This window comes from Nonomuraea basaltis (assembly GCF_005893125.1).
In the GTDB taxonomy this organism is placed as follows: domain Bacteria; phylum Actinomycetota; class Actinomycetes; order Streptosporangiales; family Streptosporangiaceae; genus Nonomuraea; species Nonomuraea basaltis.
This window is the reverse complement of sequence record NZ_VCJS01000035.1, coordinates 38,042-58,092: the sequence shown is the minus strand read 5'-3', so window position 1 is coordinate 58,092 and position 20,051 is coordinate 38,042. Positions and strand designations below refer to the sequence as shown.

Below are 20,051 nucleotides of genomic sequence, written 5' to 3'. Positions count from 1 at the left end.
CCCCCGATCATGCGGTCAGGAGGATGACAGCTTCTGGCGGATACGGTCCGCCTCCGATCGCGGCACCTTCGCGCCCACCGCGTACAGCAGGCGGTTGGTCGGCGTGGAAGCGCCGGCGTAGTAGTGCCGCTCGAGCACCCGCCGCTTCACGATCATGTGCGTGTAGCGGGGGCCCGGGTCCTCGAACAACTCGTCCGCGTCTGTCACGCGCTCGCCGTTGCTCCAGCGCAGGTCCAGCGTCCCCTCCTGGCCCACGGCCGGCGGCGGCGGAGGGGGAGTCATCGGGCCCTGCTTAACCTCGGGCTCCGCCACGCGCTTGGCCGGCGGCGCCAGCGGCGCAGCGTCGGTGATCGGCTCGTCATCTGCGGTGTCCGCCTCGTCCACCTTGTCGGGCGGGGTGAGCGGCGCCGGGTCAGCGAGCCCAGACGCCGGGACAACCTCGGGGGTCTCCTCGGCAGGGGGATCGGCTGCTGCCTGCTTTCGGGTTCGGGGTGGCATGGCGCGCCTCCAGAGTCAACGGATGTCTCTGGACCGGCGGTCCAGATCGGAGACGGACGGTAGGTGGCGGCCCGTCCTACCGTCCGTGCCCGTGCCGCTCGCAACCCGAGAACACAATAGACACCGTTAAAGAATACTGTTAATGTTTGGGTGTAATACAGGGTCGCGAGCGGCGCGAACCGGTATCCCCCACCACCGGAGTCCCCATGATCTACAGAGCGCCGTCCAACCAGGACGAGGGCGACCTGGACACTGGAACGCGCGTCTGCCGCGTATGTGACAGCCGGAAACCGATGGCGGCGTTCTATCGGACGGCAGACCGTAGACATCGCGTCCGCACCTGCTCGACCTGCCTGACGGCGCAGGCCCGAACTCGCCGCGAACAGAACCGCGAGGACGTAGCCAAGCGCTCCTTCGAGACCCACCTGCGGAACACATACGGCATGACGAAAGAGGACTTCGAGTCTCTCTGGGAAGCGCAGGACGGCCGTTGTGCGGTCTGCCACGCGGGCTTCAAGAAACGCCGCCCTCATGTCGATCACAACCACCAGACGGGAGCGGTACGAGGGCTGCTCTGCTTCACATGCAACACGGCTATCGGCAAGATGCGCGACGACCCTGCACTTCTTCGAGCAGCGGCGGCCTACCTGGAATCGCCCCTGCCTCCCATACGTGGTCGCTCCCGCAAACTCACCCTTGACGAACGTCGCGAGATCCGATCCAAGGCGGCCGCAAAGGCTCACAGTAGCCCCAAGGGACAGGTCCATCTCAGGATGCGCCCGAAGGGTGAGCACGCCTTTGGCGCGCGGCTGAATGATCAGCAGGCGCAGGAGATCCGTGCTCGATATGAGGCGGGTGGCATCTCGCAGCGGATGCTGGCGGAGGAGTACGGCTGCTCGCAGAGCCACGTCAGCAAGATCGTCCGAGGTGTGCTGAGAGCTGTCATCTAACCGCACTCCCATCCGCGTCAGGAACCCGGCGCAGGCCCACGTACGCCCGCGCCCAACGCCACACGGAGGACTTCGTGGCCACCAAGAGACCACGCACCCGGGCCACCACCCGCTCCCGGGCTCGCACCACCACCGCCAAGAGCAAGACACGGACCGCGCCGGCACGCCGCCCCTCGGCGTCCAAGGACCCGCTCGGCTGGGCCCTGAACAAGCTGTTCGTCGCCCTGCCCGCCAAGGGCTGGAAGCTCACCGCGAAGGCCCTCGGTGCGGCCGCGCGCGGCGCCCGCAATCTCGGCGGAGCCCAGCAGCGTGACGGGCTCGCCCTGGCCGTCATCGCCGCCGCTATCGTCCTGGGCGCCATCGTCTGGCGGTTCGCGGACGGCCGCATCGCCTCCGCCGTGGACGTGGTCATCCGCGCCCTGATCGGCATCGGCGCCTGGCTGCTGCCGCTCCTCGCCATGGCGGTCGCCTGGCGGCTGCTGCGCTCCAAGACTTCCCCCCGCCGGACGGTCGCCGGGTGGGCGCTGCTCGCGGCCGCGCTGCTCGCCATCGTCCACGTCACCCAGGGCCTGCCCGCCCCGTTCGGCGACGGCGGAAGCTGGGACGCCGTCGCGGCCGCCGGCGGACTGGTCGGCTGGCTGCTGTCCGCGCTGCCCGCGCTCGTGCTGCCCGTGGTCGTGGTCGTTCCCCTCCTGCTGATCCTCGCCGTGTTCGGACTGCTGCTCATCACCGGCATCCCGCTCCACCGCGTCCCCCAGATCGCCAGGGACGCCGGCCGCCGTCAGCTCGAGCGCGCAACCGCGCGCCGCCGCGCCCGCGCAGAGGCGGCCAACGACATCGCCGAGCAGCCCGTGCCCGCGCAGGTGCAGGAGAAGGCACAGCCCGCAGCGATCACCCACGCGCGCTCAACTGCCTCGCCCGCGGCCGCCACACCGCAGCCCGACCCCGCATCGGCCACCGCGGACGCCCCTGCGGCTCCGGCCGCTACGCCCGAGCCGCAGCAGCCCGACGACAGCGCCCCAGAGGAGGACCCCGCCGAGCTGCTACCCGTCGCGGTCCACGACACCGGCCCGTACGTCCTGCCCCGTCTCGACATGCTCCAGGCTGGCCGCCCGCCCAAGCCGCAGACCAAGACCAACACCGTCGTGGTCAACGCGCTGACCGGCGTGCTGGACCAGTTCGGCATCGACGCGCAGGTGATCGGGTTCACCCGCGGGCCGACCGTCACCCGCTACGAGATCGAGCTCGGCCAGGCCGTGAAGGTGGAGAAGGTCACCGCCCTCACGAAGAACTTCGCGTACGCGGTCAAGTCCGCCGACGTGCGGATCCTGTCCCCGATCCCTGGCAAGTCCGCCATCGGCGTGGAGATCCCGAACGCCGACAAGGACCTGGTGGCGCTCGGCGACGTGCTGCGCGCCCAGGTGGCACAGGCCGACCAGCACCCGATGATCGTCGGGCTCGGCAAGGACGTCGAGGGCCGCACCATCGTCGCGAACCTCGCCAAAATGCCCCACCTGCTCATCGCGGGCGCCACCGGCGCCGGCAAGTCCGTGTGCGTTAACGGGCTGATCGCCAGCATCCTCATGCGGGCAACCCCGGACGAGGTGCGCATGGTGCTGGTGGACCCCAAGCGGGTCGAGCTCAGCGTCTACGAGGGCATCCCCCACCTGATCACCCCGATCATCACCAACCCGAGAAAAGCCGCCGAGGCCCTCGAATGGGTCGTCGGGGAAATGGACCGCCGGTACGACACCCTGTCCGCGACCGGCTTCCGGCACGTAGACGACTACAACGCCGCCGTCCGCGCAGGAACCGTCAAGCCCAGCCCGGAGGATGAGCCGTACGCTCCGCTGCCGTACCTGCTCGTCATCGTGGACGAGCTCGCCGACCTCATGATGGTCGCCCCACGTGACGTCGAAGAGTCCATCGTGCGCATCACCCAGCTTGCCCGCGCCGCCGGCATCCACCTCGTCATCGCCACCCAACGGCCAAGCGTGGACGTCGTCACCGGCCTGATCAAGGCAAACGTGCCGTCCCGGCTTGCGTTCGCCGTCTCTTCGCTGACGGACTCGCGCGTCATCCTCGACCAGCCTGGCGCCGACAAGCTGGCCGGGCAGGGTGACGCGCTGTTTCTGCCCATGGGCGCCAGCAAGCCCATCCGCATCCAGAACGCGTACGTGTCGGAGAAGGAGATCGCCGAGATCGTCGCCCACTGCAAGGAGCAGGCCCGCGCCGACTACCGGGAAGACATCGCGGCCGCGCCCACCCGACGAGAGATCGACGACGACATCGGCGACAACCTGGACCTGTTCCTCCAAGCCGCCGAACTCGTCGTCACCACCAACTTCGGATCCACGTCCATGCTCCAGCGCAAGCTCCGCGTCGGCTTCGCCAAGGCTGGGCGACTTATGGACCTGCTCGAATCCCGTGGCGTGGTCGGCCCCAGCGAAGGGTCGAAGGCTCGCGCGGTGCTGGTCACTCCCGAAACCCTGCCCGTGGTCCTGACAGACCTGACCAACGCCACCCCAATGGAGACGCCATGACCGACATCCTCCGCAGCTGCTTGTCGGCACTAGAGTGCCACCATCAGCCCCAGCTCTGGCTGAAGCCCTACGAACATCCTTCCGGTACCTGGACGCAAGACCTGTGAACGTCGACGCCACTCTCCAAGCTGTCTCGTATCTGCAACTCGGAGGGCTGAAGACGGATCGCTTCAACAGCCTCCGGATCCTTGATCACGTACAGGAGGCGTACAGACGCAGGTGGCAGCATGGCGTCTTTCCGGGTCAAAGCCCTGATTGTGGTCGGCCTCGTGCGTAGGTTCGAATCCTCCAGGAGTACACGATCTTGACCGGCGGTTCCGGTCGCTGACCAGGGCAAACATGCTCGCTGGCCATAGGCCGATCGCGGCCTGGCGGCACCGCGAACTCGATGACTCGCCATCGTTCGATTTGTCTGATGTGCCGGAAACGGTGACGTATTCCCAACTGACGATCATCCGACTAGGCTGGGCGTCTCTGCTATCTTCACTCACCGGACTGGATGTTCAGGGCGAGATGGCCAACGGAGCGACATACGGCAGGCCGATCGGTCGCGACGCTGAGCTCAGCCTCCTCGCGAGCGCCGTGTCGGGCGCGGCGGACGGAGCGCTGCGGGCCGTGGCGGTGCGTGGCGATCCGGGGATGGGGAAGACCCGTCTACTCGCCGAACTCGTCGATCTGGCCCGGGCCCGTGGCTTCGCCGTCCATCACGGTCAAGCGACCGAGTTCGAACGTGACGTGCCGTTCGGCGTCTACCTCGCCGCCTTCGAACCCCAGCCGGGTGATCGGAGCCGCGACGCGCAGCGCGCGCTGACCGAGTTGCTGCTGGATGCCACCGGGCCGTCCGAGGCCCGCCGCGCGGGGCTCGACCGCTACCGGCTCTTCCAGCGCGCGCGTCGGCTCATCGAAGACCAGGGGGCCGCCGGCCCGGTCGCCATCGTGCTCGACGACCTGCACTGGGCGGATCAGTCCTCTGTGGAGCTGACCGAGTATCTGCTACGCCGCCCGCCGCGGGCGCCGTTGCTGCTCGCCACCGCATACCGCGCGGCCCAGGTGCCCGCCGGCATCGCCCGGGCCGTCGCCCAGCTCGGCGACGCGACTGTCCACATCAGTCTCGGTCCGCTGGGCGAGAGCGACGTGGCGGCGCTGTTGCCGGAGGCGGACCGTGACCGGCGACGACTGCTGTACCGCACCACCCACGGAAACCCGCTCTACCTTCAGGTGCTCGCCGACGCCAGCGTGGAGACGCTCACCGCCCTCGCGGAGGCCGGGGATGCGGCGACCGGCGCACCCGAGCGGGCACTGCTGGACGTACTCAGCACCGAACTGACCGCCCTGACGCCGGATGTCCGGCAGGTGGCCTGCGCGGCGGCGGTGGCGGGCGAACCGATTTCGCTGGACCTCGTCGCGTCCATCACCGAACTGCCCGAGGCCGCCCTCGATCACGCCATCGACCACCTGGTCGGCGTGGGCCTGGTGGTCGAGGCCGACGCCTCTTTCCGGTTCCGCCACCCCCTGGTTCGGGCCGCGGCGTACTGGATGGCCGGCGCGGCCTGGCGGTTGCGCGCACACCACCGGGCGGCGGAGTATCTGCGCACCAACGGCGGCCCGCTGCAACTGCTGGCCCACCACACCGCACGATCGGCGCAGCACGGCGACCTGCAGGCGGTGCGGACGCTGGAGGCGGCGGCCGCGGCGGCTCTGGACGCCGCTCCGTCCACCGCCGTCCGGCTGTTGCGGACAGCGATCCGGTTGCTACCGGATGAGGCGGACCGGGCCTCGTGGCGGGTCCAACTGCAATGGGCATTGGGCCGCGCGCTGGGGGTGACCGGCGATCTGGCGGCCAGCCGGCAGATCCTGCAGGAGGTGATGCGGGCGCCGGGGCCGCTGCGGATCGCGGCGGTGAGCTTCTCCTCGATGGTCTATCGCCTGCTCGGCGACTTCGACGAGGCGAAAGCACTGGTCACCACCGAGCTGACCCGGCCGTACGCGCGCGACCGGTCGACCAGCCTGGCCCAGCTCGGGCTGGCCGCGGTCGAGTTGATGGGGCGGGAGCCGGGAAGAGCCCGGCTCGCGGCCGCCGTCGCGATCCAGTCCCTGAGGGACACCGACGACAAGGCGCTGGAATCGGCCGCCCGCACCATCCACGCGCTGGCCAGTCTGCGCGACGGCGACGTGGCACAGAGCCGAAGCGAGGCCGACCGGGCGGCGTGGCTGACGGACGCCATGACCGACGATGTGCTCGCGCCGCACATTGAGCTGGTCGCGCCGCTGGCCTGGAACGAGCTCCACCTGCGGCGCTACGACGACGCGTCGCGGCATCTGCGCCGCGCGCTGGACATCGCCTACCGTGCCGGGCGTAGCCACAGCGTGCCGTACCTGCTCATCGTCTTGTCCGCGCTGAACGAGCGGCAGGGCCGGCTGTCCGAGGCGGTGACCGCTGCCGAGGAGGCCCGCGAGGCGTCCCGGCTGATCCACAGCCGGGAGACCCTGGCCATGTCCAGCATCCTGTTGCTGCGTCCGCTGTTGTGGCGGGACGGACCGCGGGCCGCCCTGGACCTGGCCGAACGGATCTCCGGGACCCGGCCCCGGTCGGGCTGGTGGTCCGGGCTGGCGCAGCTCGACCTCGCGCTGGTCTACGCCGAGGCCGGGCGGCCGGACCGCGCTCTCGCGGCGTTGACCGGGGAGGACCCGGCCGACGAATGGACCAGGACGTACTGCCTGGCCCTCCAAGCGATGACCACAGCCACCGCCGGTACCCAGCCCGAGGCCGACTCGCTCGCTGAACGCGCCCTTTCCCGGGCGATGAAGTCGGGTCTGTCCCATCAATTGGGATTTGCGCATCGGGCGCAGGCGAAGGTGCTCATGCATTCCGGGCGATCGAAGGAAGCGGCTGTTCACGCGGCACAAGGCGCCGACCATTTCGCCGCCGCCGGCGCGCCGGTCGAGGAGGGGCTCACGCGGCAACTCGCCGCCGAGCTGTATGCCGCTCTGGGCTCGGTCGTGAAGGTGCGGAACGAGATAGGCCAGGCCAAATCCCTGTACGCCGCCGCCGGTGCGGCCTGGTTGTCCGCCGCGTTGGCGCGCGATGAACGCCGGCTGGCCGCCCGAGTGCCCCGGGGACAGCGGCAATCGGCCGGTCCGCTCTCCGCGCTCACCACCCGGGAACGGCAGATCGCCGACCTCGCGGTGGGCGGATTGACGAATCAACAGATCGCGGAGCGGCTGTACCTGAGCCCCAAGACGGTGGAGGCTCACCTCTCCCGCACCTTCGCGAAGCTCGGCGTCCAGTCGCGCGTCACGCTCACCCAGCACCTGACCGCGGACGCGCAGGCCCAGGGCGACCGAGCAGCCGCCGGCCCGGACGCCGGGTCGATGTAGGGGGTGGGATAGGGGAACCGCCCGATGCTAGCGACGGGCGCCGCGGAGCATGCTGCTGCGGCAAGCCACGCGTCATCAAGGGAGGTTCACATGCCACCTTTCCGTGTCAAAAGACGTGCCCGGGCACGCGTCGTACTGACGGCGCTGTTCGCCGCCCTGGGGCTGCTCCTGCCGGCCGCTATAGCCAGCGCCGATCCGGTACCGTCGCTGCTTCGACCTTCGTTCGCGCGAATGGGGGCGGGCCCGACGCTCCCGCCGCCAACGACCCCACTACCATGCCCACCGACCTGTCCCGGCGGGACGGCACCGGATCCATACGACGCGGTCGTTTACGGCGACAGCTACACCAGCGGTGAGGGCGCCAGCCACAACCACAAGTACCTGACGAAGGCCGATGGTACGGAGGACTTCACCCACAAGTCTGGTCTGGCCCCCTTCTACGTGGCCTGGGCGGCCCTGGAAATGGCCCGCAACCCGTTACGCAGGATGACCCTCACCTCGGACAAGATGGAAACGGTCATCGGACGCGACAGGCTCTTCTTCCATGCTTCGTCCGGCGCGTGGATCAAACACCTCGACGAGGCGCAGATGGAAAGAAAGGGCGGGACGGTCGTCCGCAACCCGCCACAGACCCACGACGTCCCGAGCACGGCCAAGCTCGTCTACTTCGGGCTCGGCGGTAACGACGCCGGTTTCGCCGACATGGTCAGCACCGCGGCCACGGCTTACCTGTGGCCGTCCAACAGCTCCCTCTTAGGATCATTGTTGTGGGACGCGGAACAGGAGCGATCCGTCGCCCTCGAGATTGGCCGGCTGGAGCCGCGAATCGCCGACCTGAAGAACAAAGTCGCCCACGGCCTGTGGAGTGTCCGGGAAACCCACGGGGAGGCGGAAATCGTGGTGGCGCTCTACCCGCTGGGGGTCAAGGCGTCGGGCAACACCGGCATCCGTGAGATCACCGGCCGCACCATGGACATGATGTATCCCTTCGCGGTCAAAGTGAACCAGGCCATCCGGGACGGGGTGGCGCAGTTCCAGGCCAGCTTTCCGCAGACCAAGGTCCACATCTTCGACCCGAACACAGCTGGGCCGAACAGCACCAGCGTGGTCGCGGGACATGAGCTCGGCCAGCCCGACTCGTACTTCCAGGGCCTCGTCTACCGCCCGGATCTGCTTTTGAGCAAGCCGTTCCAGTCGTACCAGGAGAGCTTCCACCCGAACGAGCTCGGTGCGGTGGCCATCGGCAAGGCGCTCGCCACCTTCCTGGCGGAAAAGATGCCGGCACTCTTTCCGAAGGGGCCGAAGTACAGCACCCTGACCATCAATCCGCAGCCGTTGGTCGCGGCGCCAGAGGAGATCCAGGCGGTCAACGAATGGGCGGCCACCAACGGGTCGCAGCTCTGCGAGGACACCGACATCGACAGCGTGTGCCGCTCCATCACCCCGGACGGCATCGTCCTGTCGTGGGACCTCTGGTTCGACCCCAACAAGGTGCGACCGTTCCCCGACCCGCCGACTCCGGGCGGCCCCGACACGGGTTCACCTGGCGGTGGTAGTGGCAGCGGAGAAGGGTCGACCTGGATCCCGGCCCAGTACATTCCCAAGGACCCGTGCGACATCTTCCGGCCGGTCCGCTTTGAGTACTACGCGGGGGTGAAGGTCCAGGGCGGACCGTTGCAGGCTCCGACAACCATAGACGGCCTCGTCATGACTCCTAAGAAGCCCAAGTGCGTCCCAGGCGTGGGACTGATCTACGAGTAACCGCCGCCTTCATCACGGGCATGGGCCGCCGCTCCGACCGATTTCGTCGGGGCGGCGGTCGGCGATGTAGGCGTGAGGTAGGGAACCACCGATGCCAGCGACGGCTGCTGTGGACTACGCGTCGACCAAGCCAAGACATCATCGAGGACAGGCTCTTGGTGGAGACCGCGGCGCGCGAGAGGGCGCGCAGTTCGGCGTTGGGGACGTGCCGTCGTCGCAGTAGCACTGGAGCAGGCGTTGCGCCCGGGACGAAAGTGCGCCCATTCCGGCGACCGAACCCAACCATGATCATCACGGAGCCGAGATGGACAGGGTGTTGCGGCAGAATGCTACGCATGACCAAAACAGTGAACCTACCTGGTGGTACTGCGCTGCCGTTGATCGGTTTTGGGACCTGGCAGCTCCCGCCCAAGACCGCGTACGAGTCGGTGCGTGCGGCGCTTGAGATCGGTTACCGACATGTCGACACCGCGACCTTGTACCAGAACGAGTCAGACGTCGGCAGAGCCGTGAAAGACAGTGGCCTGGACCGGGAGCAGATCTTCGTCACCACCAAACTCCGACCGCAGGACGCGCGGCATGCCCGTCGTACTCTGGAGTCGAGTCTTCGGCTGCTCGACACCGGCTACGTGGATCTCTGGCTGATCCACTGGCCGACGAGCCGGGACGAGCTCGTCCCGACGTGGCAGGAACTGTTGGCCGCCAAGGACGCCGGACTGGTCCGTAACGTCGGGGTCAGCAACTACAGCCCGGCACAGATCGACCTACTGACCAAGGCGACCGGACAGCAGCCGGCGGTCAACCAGATTCCGTGGAGCCCGTCGCAGCACGACCCAGCCCTGCTGGAGGAGCACCGCCACCGAGGGGTGGTCGTCGAGGGCTACAGCGGCCTTAAGAACACCGACCTGCACAACCCAGTCCTCACCGAGATCGCCCAAAGGCACGAAGTCACTCCCGCCCAGGTCGTCCTCCGCTGGCATCTGGAACACGACATCGTGATCCTGCCCAGGTCCTCCCGCCGGGAACGCATCGCCACCAACTTCGACCTGCAAGGCTTCGCCCTCACAACCGAAGACGTCACCGCAATCGACACTCTCACTCAAGCTGGCTGACCGAAGACGGCGGGTGAACCTCACCTCGCATGAACTCGGAGTCCTGACCGAAGCCACGACCGGCATCTCCCCGACGCGGACCTGACGGCCTTGAACGCGACCATGCTCGTCTCCGCCGGACCCTGACCACCAACGACCGCCTGCTTCGCGGAAGAGGCGGGTTAGGGATCAGCGGCTTCCGCTGAGGAGATCCGAGGTGATGCTGAGGTCGTGGAGAGTATCTTTGCCAGGCCCAGCGTCATGCCGCGTGTTCTGCAGACCGCTCCGGTCCTGGAGAGCTGGGATGCGGTGGGCCATCCAAATCAGCGACGGCTAGCCGCCTACCTGGACGAAGTCAATGCAGTCGTGCGTGCATGCGTCTCGCACTCGAGCTCACCGTCGGCCTACCAGAAGAGGCTGCCCTGACCAAGGGCCGGCCGTGACCTCGCTTCGCCCCTGCACGTGCCCGCCACCAGCCGTAAACACGCGCGTCCTTGAGGTAGCGGGATTGAGCTGCCGCCACACGGTCATGGGGGCCACGCCGAGCTCGTCGGCGATCCGCTCGTAGGAGATGTTGTCGGCGCGCATCTGGCGGGCCCGATCGACGTTCCACGACAGCCGCTTCCCCTTGAAGAGTTCAAGCCCCTCCCGCTCGGCCAGCCGCGCCACCGTCGATGGGGTCACCTCCACCAACCGGGCGATCTCCGCCTGGTTCATCTTCTGCTCGATCGCAGCCCGAATCGCCGCCTGCTTATCAGGAGACAGCCGCAGCGCCCGCGGATGGGACGGGGTCCGCATCTTCACGTCTGCACGCTGGCGCAGGAGCGTGGATAGCCGCTGGAACGAACATCGGTGCTCGGCCGCGATCTTCCGAAGCGTCCACCCCTGCCTGTAGAGGGCGGCCGCCTCGTCCACCCTAATGCCGGTACGTGTCGTGCTTGAGGGCGATGCCATGCCGGGCAGTGTCATTCACCTGGTGTGTTAGCGTCTGCCTCCGACATTTCGGCGAAGTCCTCGGCGAGATCGCGCAGGATTGTCCGGACACGGGAAGGGCTCGCGCCCACGAGAACCGCTATCGCGTCGGGCGGCCACTCCTGGCGGCTCAGCTCCGCAATCTGGGCAGGGTCAAGACGCTGCCGCCCGCCGACCGGCCGCCGCGGTATCCCCGCCTCGTCCGCGATACGGCGCACCGTTTCATCGCACACGTCGAACTCGGCCATGATGTCCGCCATCGGCACGTCTCTGGCGTAGGCGTCGGCTACCTTGTCCCGCACCTCCTGGGGGATGAGGTTGCCGCCGGCCCTTCCGCCGATCGGGCGCATGACGACGCGGCCCTTCAGCTTCCGGTGGATAGCGGTGTGGGACACGCCGAGTTGGGCTGCCAGCTTCCGTATCGACGTGCCCGCCTCGTACGCCTTGACGAGCGCGTCCACGCTGGGCTGCTTACGCCCCGGCACGGGCACCCCCGTCGTACGGCTCGGCCAGGCCGTGCTCCAGCAGCAGTTCGTTCAACGACACCCCAGTGAGTGCGCTGCGCAGCGTTGCCAGCATCCGCCCGTACTTCTCGCGATGGTTCTTCTGCGTCTCGACGAGCAGTTCGGCCTGGCCGTCCACCCAGCCACGAACGTGAGCGGCCACACTGGCGCCGCGGCCGGTGTCCTTCTCGGCCACGTTGAGGCCGGCCAGCCGCAGCTTGGCCTTGATGGCGACACCGTCGAGAGGCAGCAGCAGCGCCTCCAACGTGTCGCCGTCGATGACCCGCACGTCGCGCGCCCGATACACGTACGGCGGCGCGGCGCCGTCGATGACCTCGCCCGTCAGCTTGCGCGGGTTGGACACATCCAGCCGCAAGAGACTGATGTTGTCGCGCTCGGCCAGCCACGCCTTGACCGGCCGTACGGTGAGACTGCCAGGCACCCGCAGGGTGACCGGCGCGGTGTACTCGATGCCGAACCCGAGGTCGAGCACGACGTCGGTGCGGCGCCGGCGGATCTCGGCGAAACGGGCCCGGTAGACGTACAGATCACGCGAGGTCGGAGTCATGCGGGGGAGAGTGCCGGGAGAGGACCGCTAGTGTCCTCTCCCGATCACCTCGCCCGGGTCACGGGGTGGCGAAGGTGCCGAGCACCAGCGACTCGGGCCGGTCCACCGCCAGGCCGAGCTTGACCCGGCTCCATCACCGTCAACCCCGACTCCATCACTGTGGGCCTGGTGCCGATCGGTAACGGCGGTACCACGGCGTCAGCCGCCCGCGCCGCGCTCGGCGTCGGCGGCACCTACTCCGTGGCCCTGCCCGCCCTCTCGGCCAGGGCGTGGATTTTGGTCAGTGGTGTCTCCATGGATCACTGGTGCCAATATGTTGCGTCACTCGAGGATTCCCTCCTCGAGGGCTACCCGCGACCACTGTCTCTTGAGCAGTTGCTCAGTAGGCCTAATCGAATGGTGTGTCACTGCAGTTCCAGGAGTATCCCGTGATCATGGGGCACATTAGGGTCGGTAAGTCCAACGGCTTTGAGCAGAGCCCATCAATCTAGCGTTGAAGCTGCCTTTCGAAGATCTTCGTTGAGGTGCCTGCAAGCGTGGTCGATTGTCGCCGCAACAATTGGGGCGCTTTGGGGGTTTCGTTCTGTTCTGATCTCCCTTGCTGAAGAGACCCTCATCTTTTCGTTATCTTGACGCTTCGTGGGGACTCTGTTTTGTCGGAGGTTCTCAGTACGGTTGTGACGTGGCGAACAGGGCGAGTGTGGAGCAATTCCAGATCTCCGACGACCATGTGCGGTACATGGCGCTGTACGCGGCGCTTATTGCGGCCGAGGCGCTGACGGAACCTGCCATGGCGGGGGAGCGCCGGCTGGTCGCGCTGACCCGGGCGCACGGGATCGTGATGGCGCTGCGCGGCCCCGCGCATCCGCTCGGATTCGGCGAGTTCCGAGAGATGGTCTGGGGGCCGGTCGCGGGGTTGCTGCCTCCCGGACACGAAGACGGCGGGCTCGGCTCGGTGTATGCGGTCGATCCGGAGACGGGCGAGCGGAATGTCGATCTTGAAGCGCTCGACGGTGAGTACGGGGCGGTGGCCCGGTTGTCGGGTGAGCTGCCGTACTGGCCGTGGCTTCGTGAGGAGTTGGCTGAGAATAAGGCCTATGCACTCTTCATGAAGGGCGAGAGTCAGCGTGCCTACGTTAGGCGTCGCGAGTTCGTGGTCCGTCACGCGGCGGGACTCCAGAAGTCGCTGCGCTCGATGCCGAAGGAGATCGAGGATCTCTATGTAGGCGTCCCTGGGGAGCGGCGCTACGGCCGCTGGTGTTTCCTCTGCCCGCTTTGCCTGTGGCCGATGCGGGTTCGTCCGGCCGACGGCGTCGTGAAGGTCTTCTGCGACGATCGAGGACATCGGGAACGTGGGGCCGACTACCGCTTTGTCCGTGACGATGACCGTGAAAGCGCCCCCGAACTCGTTCCCATCCATCCGCCCCCAGCGATTCTCGTGCGGAGCCGTCCGCTCGCGCCCATCGCCGGCGACGCGCAAGTACACGAGGCGGGGCGAACCCAAATGGTCGGCCCCGAATGTTGGCACTCGCACGTGGTGCCCGGTCTGCTGGAGCTCGCCCTGTACGACGAGCTGAGCAAAAGGGGCGTAGCCGTGGACCTCTGGCCTCGGCTCGACGCCTACGACCTGCACATCACCGTCGAGCGGGAGGGACGACCGAAACGAGTCTGGAAGGTCGATGTAAAGGACGTCATCTCGGTCAAGGCGCTCATTCGCAGGCTTGAACGCGAGGGTAAGCAGGAGAACGGACTCTACCTCGTCGTGCCCGACCGGTTGGAATCGCAGGTAAAGCTCCTGGAGCGGGCGCTGGCGGCCATGGGATGGAAGGTGCGTGCCGCCTCAAGGCTCGCTCAGGAGGTCTGCCGGGAGCAGGGGGTCTCATGGCCGTGAAGCGCGCAGAGACGGACACCTCACTCAAGGTCGCCGAGTTGGCGCTGGCGCTGGCGGCGCAATACTTCCCTGACGGTGACGATGAGATCGCCCGGTTCACCGACGCCGCGTTCCTGCTGTCGGGCCATCTGCACTGTTGGGATGGCTGGGAAAGCCTCACCTACGAGGAAAAACAGCGATTCGGCCGCCTCCTCGCATTGCGGCCGGAGCGGTTCGCCAATCCCACCGTCTTCAGTCGTACCATGCTGCACGTACTCTCCGCCGAGAGCCCACGGATCGACTCGTTCCGGCTGACGGAGGACCGCAGGGGCGCGCGACCGGTGCTCGGCGGCGACCTCGCCGGATTCGCTACGCGGCTGTTCGCTGAGCTTGAGGCTGGTCCGCCCAAGGGCAGCGCGCTTCAGGTCGCAACTCCCGGCCCGTGGTGGCTACGACGCTCTCGAGACGGACGAGCTGGAGAGAACGTCGAGGTCACTATCCCGCATTTCCCCGGTGCTGTGGCCGTCACCGGGCCGCTGCCCGCCGTCTCCAAGGCGCCGTATCGGGCGAACCTGAAAGTGCGGATCTCCGACCTTCTCTCCCTTGCTGAGCAACTCGACGCCCTTCGGCCCGACCGCACACCCTACCTTCACGCCACGCTGGACAAGCTGTTCGCCAGCCTGCGCACCACGGACGGACCACTCAAAAAGGACCTGGTCCTGGTGAGTGGGCTGCTACGCATTCTCAATGCACCCACCGGCACAGGTAAGAGCGTGCTGATGCGGGTGCTCGCCGTCCACCTGGCGCAACGGGACATCCGCGTGGCGGTCATCGTCCCTACCATCGAATCCAGCCTCGGCACCGCTCGTGAGATCGCCGACGACCTCGACCTGCTCGATGTAAAAGCTGGCTGTACCCCACTTATGTCCCCGAACCGCTTACACGAGCGGGCGATAAAGGTGGCCGAGAACGCTGGAATCGAAGAGGACTGGGACGAAGGAACCCGGTGGCGCCTCGACCAAGTCAGCTATGGGTGCGCCCTGTCGGAACTGATCGATCCCGCGTCCCGTCCCAAGCCTGGTACCGAACCGTGTGAACTTCATCGGCCGGACAGCAAGAGCGGGACCGGTAGGGAGAGCCGCGTCTGCCCATGGAAGCCAACCTGCCCAAAGTTCACGCAGACGAGGGCGGCGGTGACCGCCGGGGTCGTCGTCACCAATCATCATTACTTCCTCAGAGGCAAGCTCCATACGGCCCTAGAGCTCGACGGGCGGCCCAGAGACCGGATGGCGGCCGCAGAGTTTCTGCTGAGTGTCTTCGATGTCGTCATCATCGATGAGATCGACCAGTTCCAGTCCACAGCTGTTGATGTCTGCGCCCGCGAGATGACGCTGTCGTCCCGGGCCCGGTGGGAGGAGATCCCTCTCAAACGGCTCGACGACGACCGAGCTCGCATTCCCATCCGGGACTCCCTGAGGATCACACCTGCCCTGAGCAGGCTCCGGGAGCTGTCCGACCAACTGGTCAACTTCGTCGCGGACGGAGCACTCCGGCTCCCCGGCGTCCTGCAAGGCGTCCACACCACTAAATGGCAGCTGCCAAACGCCTATGACCGCAACCTTATCGACGCGCTGTTCGGAGTTCCTGAGGACACCATCCTGACCGCTGAGACCTACCGGCGACTCGACTCGCTGTTCCCCGACTACGAGCCCGATCGGAATGTGCGGGCCATTGACTCACCCGCCGAACCGCTCGCTCCCGCCAAGGAGATCCTCCAGACGCTGCTCAGCCATCCAAACGAGGAGTCCCTGAATGAAGCGAGGCTTCAGCTGGACGACCTGTTGAGCACCGTCGTATCCGATAAGAAAAAACGTGCCGGGCACGTCACCCAGATGATCCTCAAAGCGTGGTTCGCCGCGCTCCAACACCACGTTCGGGAGCTCCAGGGCGAAGCGTCACGACTCCGCGCGGTCGATCTGCCGTCGGCCCGTGAATTCGTCGACGGCCTGGCCGCTTTCGCACTCAAAGGCCCCTTCCCCTATGGGCCGCTCGGCTACGCGCTGGTGGGGTTCCGATTCGCCGGCCTTACCGACCCGGAGGGCTCCACCGAATTGTCCCTGCAGACGATCACCGGCGACCCCCACGCCTATACCGCCCAGCTCGGTGCGACAGTCGGGCTCACCCTGTGCGGTCATGAACGGATCGTCCTGGGGCTATCGGCAACGGCGTTCTTCCCTGGAGCGGTCCGCGAACATATTCACTCACCGCTGGCCTGGTGGATGACGGACGCTGCCGAGGATGCCATCACCGTCCGCGACGGCCGGGTAATGCGGGGGTCGGACTACATCCAGATCTCTGGCCTGCCCAAACAGGCCAAGCGCGGCGAACTGGTGGAGATGGGGGAGCGGCTTTATGAGACGCACCTCGTCCCCCTCCTGGAAGAGATGCGCTGCGACGATCTCGACCGCGCGAGAGTAGCGCTGGCTGTGAACTCCTACGAGCAGTGCCTGGACCTGGCGCGTGGCATCACACGAGCAGTTGGTTACCGAGATGGCCTGTGCGTCGCGGTCCCGTCGGAGCCGAAGCGACGCGAGGCACTCTTGGGGCAGTTCCAGCTACGCCGCGGTGTGCACACGCTTACGGCGGACGAGTTCGAAGACTTCCCTGCACACGGCAACATCCTGATCGCACCCATGGCCCGTATCACCCGCGGGCTGAACATCGTCATCGGTATTCGCTCCGCCCTGTCCGCGATCTTCCTATGCGTCCGCCCACTCGCGTTGATGTCGGATCCCGCCGAGATGTTCGCCAGCGTCAACGCCGCAGGGCACAAGGGGATCACGCCGTCTGCCTGCCCTGCTGACACGCTGGCAGCGGCCCGGAATCGCTCACGTGAACGGCTCTACCAAGTTCTACGGGCGGCGCCGCATTTCCGCAACCAGGACGACGATTTGCAGCAAGAGGTTGTCGCGGGTGTCATCGTCGACCTCATCCAGCTCGCCGGGCGCGCCCGCCGCGGTGGCACCGACATGCGGCTCTTCCTCGTCGACCACGCCATCCACGACAAGAGCTGGCGAAGCGACATGGCGAGCATCATCCGCCGTATGTATGCCGACTGGCCCGACCAGACTCGCGCCGACATGAGGTCGGTCTACGGATCAGCACTGACCTCCCTGCTCAAGGACGTCGCCGGTATCGACCCTAAGGACGTCCAGTGATTGCCCTTCCCACACGAGCGCTCAAAGAGGAGCGGCAGCCGATGCCCGACAGCATGAGCCGACTGAACGTCCTGGCCTTCCGGTTCACCCCCGACCTGGCCGGAACGGTCCAAATCAGACGGCTGCCTGAGGAGTTCCGGCGGGCGTGGTGGGCCTTTGACAGCGCCTACAAGGCCAGGTGTGGCAGAGACGTCCAGCCCGCACACTCCGCGGTGTCACTGGCAATGCGCGGCCTGCTCGGCGGGCATGTCCACTTCGACCCCAGCAAGGGCGAACTCGTCACCGAGATGGACCTCGACGAACAGGACGTCCTCGACACGTTCACGCTGTTCCGTGCCTTCTCCCTCGGTGAGGAGCCCGACCTTGACCGGCCCTGCGAACTCGCGGAGATCGCCGCCGCCACGCCGGCCGAACACGTCCATCTGGGAACGTATCTCGATGAAAGGTTCACTCAACCGAATCCGCCCGGCTGGGTGTTCGCGACCGGGGTTTGGGCTTTCGCCCGCTCCCTTGCCGAGCACCCCTGGGAGGTGGACGGCCGGTCCGTGCGCCTCCGCGACGACACCAGCGGTGCGCTCAACGCCTGGGATGACCTGTGGCCCGGCACTGTGCTCCGACCAGTTCCGGGCACCAAAGACAAGAGGGCCGAACCCCGATACTCCATGGCGCGCATCACGGCCCGGCTGAAGACCGTCCCGAACATCGCCTACCCAGTGTTGCTGTTGGAAGGCAACGCCACGAGGCTCAGCCCGACGCTGCGCGGCGTGAGCTCGGTACTCGTCGAACAGAAGGCGGTGGGAGCGCCCCTCGTGCGTCTGGCACTTGATGGGAGGATCGCCCGGCACGTTAACCGGCCAGCCGCACAGACCTTGGCCGCCCTCAGCATGGATCGCGCTGTGCTCGACCTCCAAGACTTCGCGATTAACGCAGCAGAGCCCGGGCGGGTTCGTGGAGTGGTGCCGAAGTCCTGGCGGTTCGCCATCGGCCGGGGCGTCGGGATGCACTTCCACCGAGCCCTTCACCGGCACGTCCACGAGGCATTCCCTGAGATCCGGGCGATCGGCACACGCGTCGTCAAAGGACGGTTCCCGGCGCCACGTCAGGGCCGGATCGAAGCGGGGGCCATCGCGGACGCCCTGCGCACCCACGGACACACGTCGCTGACTGTCGTCTGTCTCTGGGCGAAGGACATCAACCGGCGTCGGATGCTAACCGAACTAGGTGCGGCCTTCGGCGTGGACCTGGTGGGCAAGGACCCAGCCGATGGGGCAGCCGTCGCCGTGTCGGACGAGATCAGGGTAGCCGTCATGCACGCGCCGGAGCTTCTCGATCACGGCCTCAAGATCGATCGAGCTTCCCTGGCGGAGCGGATCCCGGTGTTGCATCAGGCGCCGGGCGACCTCACGGTTGTTCTGTGCGAGACGGACTCCGACCACAGCGCGCGCGTCGAACCTGAGGATAGCGAGCCGGAAACCGAGCAGGAAGCACGGGCGGCCTACAAGCGCTTCCTCGAGCGACGGGGACAACTCGAGGCGGAGGACGCCAAACCGCAGGTGCGACGGCTGCTCGCCCGACTGGGTCTCGTGTCCCAATTCCTCGATCAGCCCAAGCCAGTGCGCAAGAGAGCGAAGCCGCCCAAACATGAGGACTACCCTGCCCGAGCCGCAGTGATCGATCTGCTCCGCTCTGCGGGCCTGGCCGACGACCGGTTCACCTATGCCCTCGCCGGAGTACGGATCGGTGAGCATCTCGCGACGAGCCTCGCCCACATCGGGATTCACGTGCGCCAGCAGAACAAGCAGGTACGGGGCGGGAAGACCAAGCTCGTCGTGACGATCACTGCTTTGATCCCTCCGGGCGTGGATGAGACCGCATGGAAGGTGTGGGCCTGGACGCATCGCGATCGATCCCGCTGGGAACCCTATCCACTGGCGTGCGCGCACTTCCACGCCGTCGCGCTGGAGCCAGGTAGCCGTAGCCGCGATGAACTCACCCGGCTCGTTGGCATCGTCGAACATGCCCTCGGCACACTCACCGACACCACGCTCCGCAGCGTGCCCTACGTGATCTACGTTGACGGGTTCGCCAGCCGTGGTGCCTGGCCGGGGCTGTTCAACAACCGGCAGGGGACTACCCCGGGCCTGGACCGTCCCTGGCTCCCCGGCTCGACCCTGCCGGTCGCCCAGCGACCCGTCGCCACGGTCCGAGTCAACGCGGAACCGACCGAGACGCCCCGGCCCGTTAGCGTCACAACAGTGCGGCTCAACGCCGACGGCCGCCAAACCGCCACGGAATCGCGCACCACAACCCGACTGTTCCGAGTCGAGACCGACTTCGGCAACCCAGTGTTCTGGCTGTCCCGGGTACCCGTGCAGTTCGACGGAGCGGGCTCGGGAAGGCTCGGCGAGTTCACGACCCGATGGGGTGCCGAAGAAGGGCCGGCGACCCGCCGTACCTGGTACTCCATGAACACCCTGGAGCTGTATCCGATCGGGGAACTGCCGGAAATCGCAATGGAGGCGCTGGCCATCACCGCCGCCCGCCTGTGCCGGCAGACGAGCGGCTGGGACGGCCAGACCACCTATCCAGAGCCCCTACACCTGGCTCGCCAACTAGACCTCGACCATCCCGAGTACCGCGCCGACGAACTCCCGGACGACCCAGAGTCCCCGATGCTTGCTCACGACGAATGAAGGCGC

General features: G+C 67.1%; 12 protein-coding genes. 8 read left to right on the top strand and 4 right to left on the bottom strand.

Going from position 1 to position 20,051, the window contains the following annotated elements; genetic code table 11:
- Positions 1 to 15 precede the first annotated feature (15 nt).
- Positions 16 to 498 carry a hypothetical protein gene (locus tag EJK15_RS18730; protein ID WP_138711737.1) on the bottom strand — a complete coding sequence of 161 codons (483 nt, stop codon included), beginning with the start codon at positions 496 to 498 and terminating at the stop codon, positions 16 to 18.
- Between the two features lie 206 nt (positions 499 to 704).
- On the opposite strand from EJK15_RS18730, the gene EJK15_RS18725 reads away from it, so the two are divergent.
- The 5 genes from EJK15_RS18725 (at position 705) to EJK15_RS18705 (ending at position 10,242) form a co-directional block, all read left to right on the top strand.
- Entirely contained in the window at positions 705 to 1,448 is a 744-nt protein-coding gene (locus tag EJK15_RS18725) for an endonuclease domain-containing protein (protein WP_138711759.1), read from the top strand.
- A gap of 74 nt (positions 1,449 to 1,522) precedes the next feature.
- Entirely contained in the window at positions 1,523 to 3,991 is a 2,469-nt protein-coding gene (locus EJK15_RS18720) for an FtsK/SpoIIIE family DNA translocase (protein ID WP_138711736.1), read from the top strand.
- 513 nt (positions 3,992 to 4,504) lie between these two features.
- Positions 4,505 to 7,369, top strand: coding sequence for a helix-turn-helix transcriptional regulator (locus tag EJK15_RS18715; RefSeq protein ID WP_171074396.1), 2,865 nt, complete (start codon positions 4,505 to 4,507; stop codon positions 7,367 to 7,369).
- Between the two features lie 24 nt (positions 7,370 to 7,393).
- A complete protein-coding gene (locus tag EJK15_RS18710) occupies positions 7,394 to 9,130 on the top strand; it encodes an SGNH/GDSL hydrolase family protein (RefSeq protein WP_138711734.1) in 1,737 nt (578 codons plus the stop codon).
- 335 nt (positions 9,131 to 9,465) lie between these two features.
- Positions 9,466 to 10,242 carry an aldo/keto reductase gene (locus tag EJK15_RS18705; protein WP_206060949.1) on the top strand — a complete coding sequence of 259 codons (777 nt, stop codon included), beginning with the start codon at positions 9,466 to 9,468 and terminating at the stop codon, positions 10,240 to 10,242.
- Between the two features lie 372 nt (positions 10,243 to 10,614).
- Here EJK15_RS18705 and EJK15_RS18700 read toward each other — a convergent pair whose 3' ends face one another.
- From EJK15_RS18700 to EJK15_RS18690, 3 genes are read right to left on the bottom strand one after another with little or no spacing between them, the layout of a single operon-like run.
- Complete coding sequence (locus tag EJK15_RS18700) at positions 10,615 to 11,136, bottom strand: hypothetical protein (protein WP_138711733.1); 522 nt, start codon at positions 11,134 to 11,136, stop codon at positions 10,615 to 10,617.
- 50 nt (positions 11,137 to 11,186) lie between these two features.
- The gene (locus EJK15_RS18695; RefSeq protein WP_138711732.1) at positions 11,187 to 11,654 is read right to left on the bottom strand and encodes a helix-turn-helix domain-containing protein; all 468 of its coding nucleotides are present in this window, start codon (positions 11,652 to 11,654) and stop codon (positions 11,187 to 11,189) included.
- Positions 11,655 to 11,664: 10 nt separating this feature from the next.
- Complete coding sequence (locus EJK15_RS18690; protein WP_138711731.1) at positions 11,665 to 12,264, bottom strand: thermonuclease family protein; 600 nt, start codon at positions 12,262 to 12,264, stop codon at positions 11,665 to 11,667.
- Between the two features lie 682 nt (positions 12,265 to 12,946).
- On the opposite strand from EJK15_RS18690, the gene EJK15_RS18685 reads away from it, so the two are divergent.
- Genes EJK15_RS18685 through EJK15_RS18675 form a run of 3 tightly spaced genes read left to right on the top strand, consistent with a single transcriptional unit; the run spans position 12,947 to position 20,045 of the window.
- Positions 12,947 to 14,155 carry a restriction endonuclease-related protein gene (locus EJK15_RS18685; protein ID WP_138711730.1) on the top strand — a complete coding sequence of 403 codons (1,209 nt, stop codon included), beginning with the start codon at positions 12,947 to 12,949 and terminating at the stop codon, positions 14,153 to 14,155.
- Positions 14,146 to 17,352 carry an ATP-dependent DNA helicase gene (locus EJK15_RS18680; RefSeq protein WP_138711729.1) on the top strand — a complete coding sequence of 1,069 codons (3,207 nt, stop codon included), beginning with the start codon at positions 14,146 to 14,148 and terminating at the stop codon, positions 17,350 to 17,352. The genes EJK15_RS18685 and EJK15_RS18680 overlap by 10 nt, the downstream gene beginning before the upstream one ends.
- Before the next feature lie 41 nt (positions 17,353 to 17,393).
- On the top strand, positions 17,394 to 20,045 hold the full coding sequence (locus tag EJK15_RS18675; RefSeq protein WP_338089875.1) for an RNaseH domain-containing protein: 2,652 nt from the start codon (positions 17,394 to 17,396) through the stop codon (positions 20,043 to 20,045).
- The last annotated feature ends 6 nt before the right edge of the window (positions 20,046 to 20,051 follow it).

What these genes read in the sequence shown, in the direction of transcription:
- EJK15_RS18730 (WP_138711737.1), bottom strand. Translation starts at nt 498, where the DNA reads ATGCCACCCCGAACCCGAAAGCAGGCAGCAGCCGATCCCCCTGCCGAG.
- EJK15_RS18725 (WP_138711759.1), top strand. Translation starts at nt 705, where the DNA reads ATGATCTACAGAGCGCCGTCCAACCAGGACGAGGGCGACCTGGACACT.
- EJK15_RS18715 (WP_171074396.1), top strand. Translation starts at nt 4,505, where the DNA reads ATGGCCAACGGAGCGACATACGGCAGGCCGATCGGTCGCGACGCTGAG.
- EJK15_RS18710 (WP_138711734.1), top strand. Translation starts at nt 7,394, where the DNA reads ATGCTAGCGACGGGCGCCGCGGAGCATGCTGCTGCGGCAAGCCACGCG.
- EJK15_RS18705 (WP_206060949.1), top strand. Translation starts at nt 9,466, where the DNA reads ATGACCAAAACAGTGAACCTACCTGGTGGTACTGCGCTGCCGTTGATC.
- EJK15_RS18690 (WP_138711731.1), bottom strand. Translation starts at nt 12,264, where the DNA reads ATGACTCCGACCTCGCGTGATCTGTACGTCTACCGGGCCCGTTTCGCC.
- EJK15_RS18680 (WP_138711729.1), top strand. Translation starts at nt 14,146, where the DNA reads ATGGCCGTGAAGCGCGCAGAGACGGACACCTCACTCAAGGTCGCCGAG.
- EJK15_RS18675 (WP_338089875.1), top strand. Translation starts at nt 17,394, where the DNA reads ATGCCCGACAGCATGAGCCGACTGAACGTCCTGGCCTTCCGGTTCACC.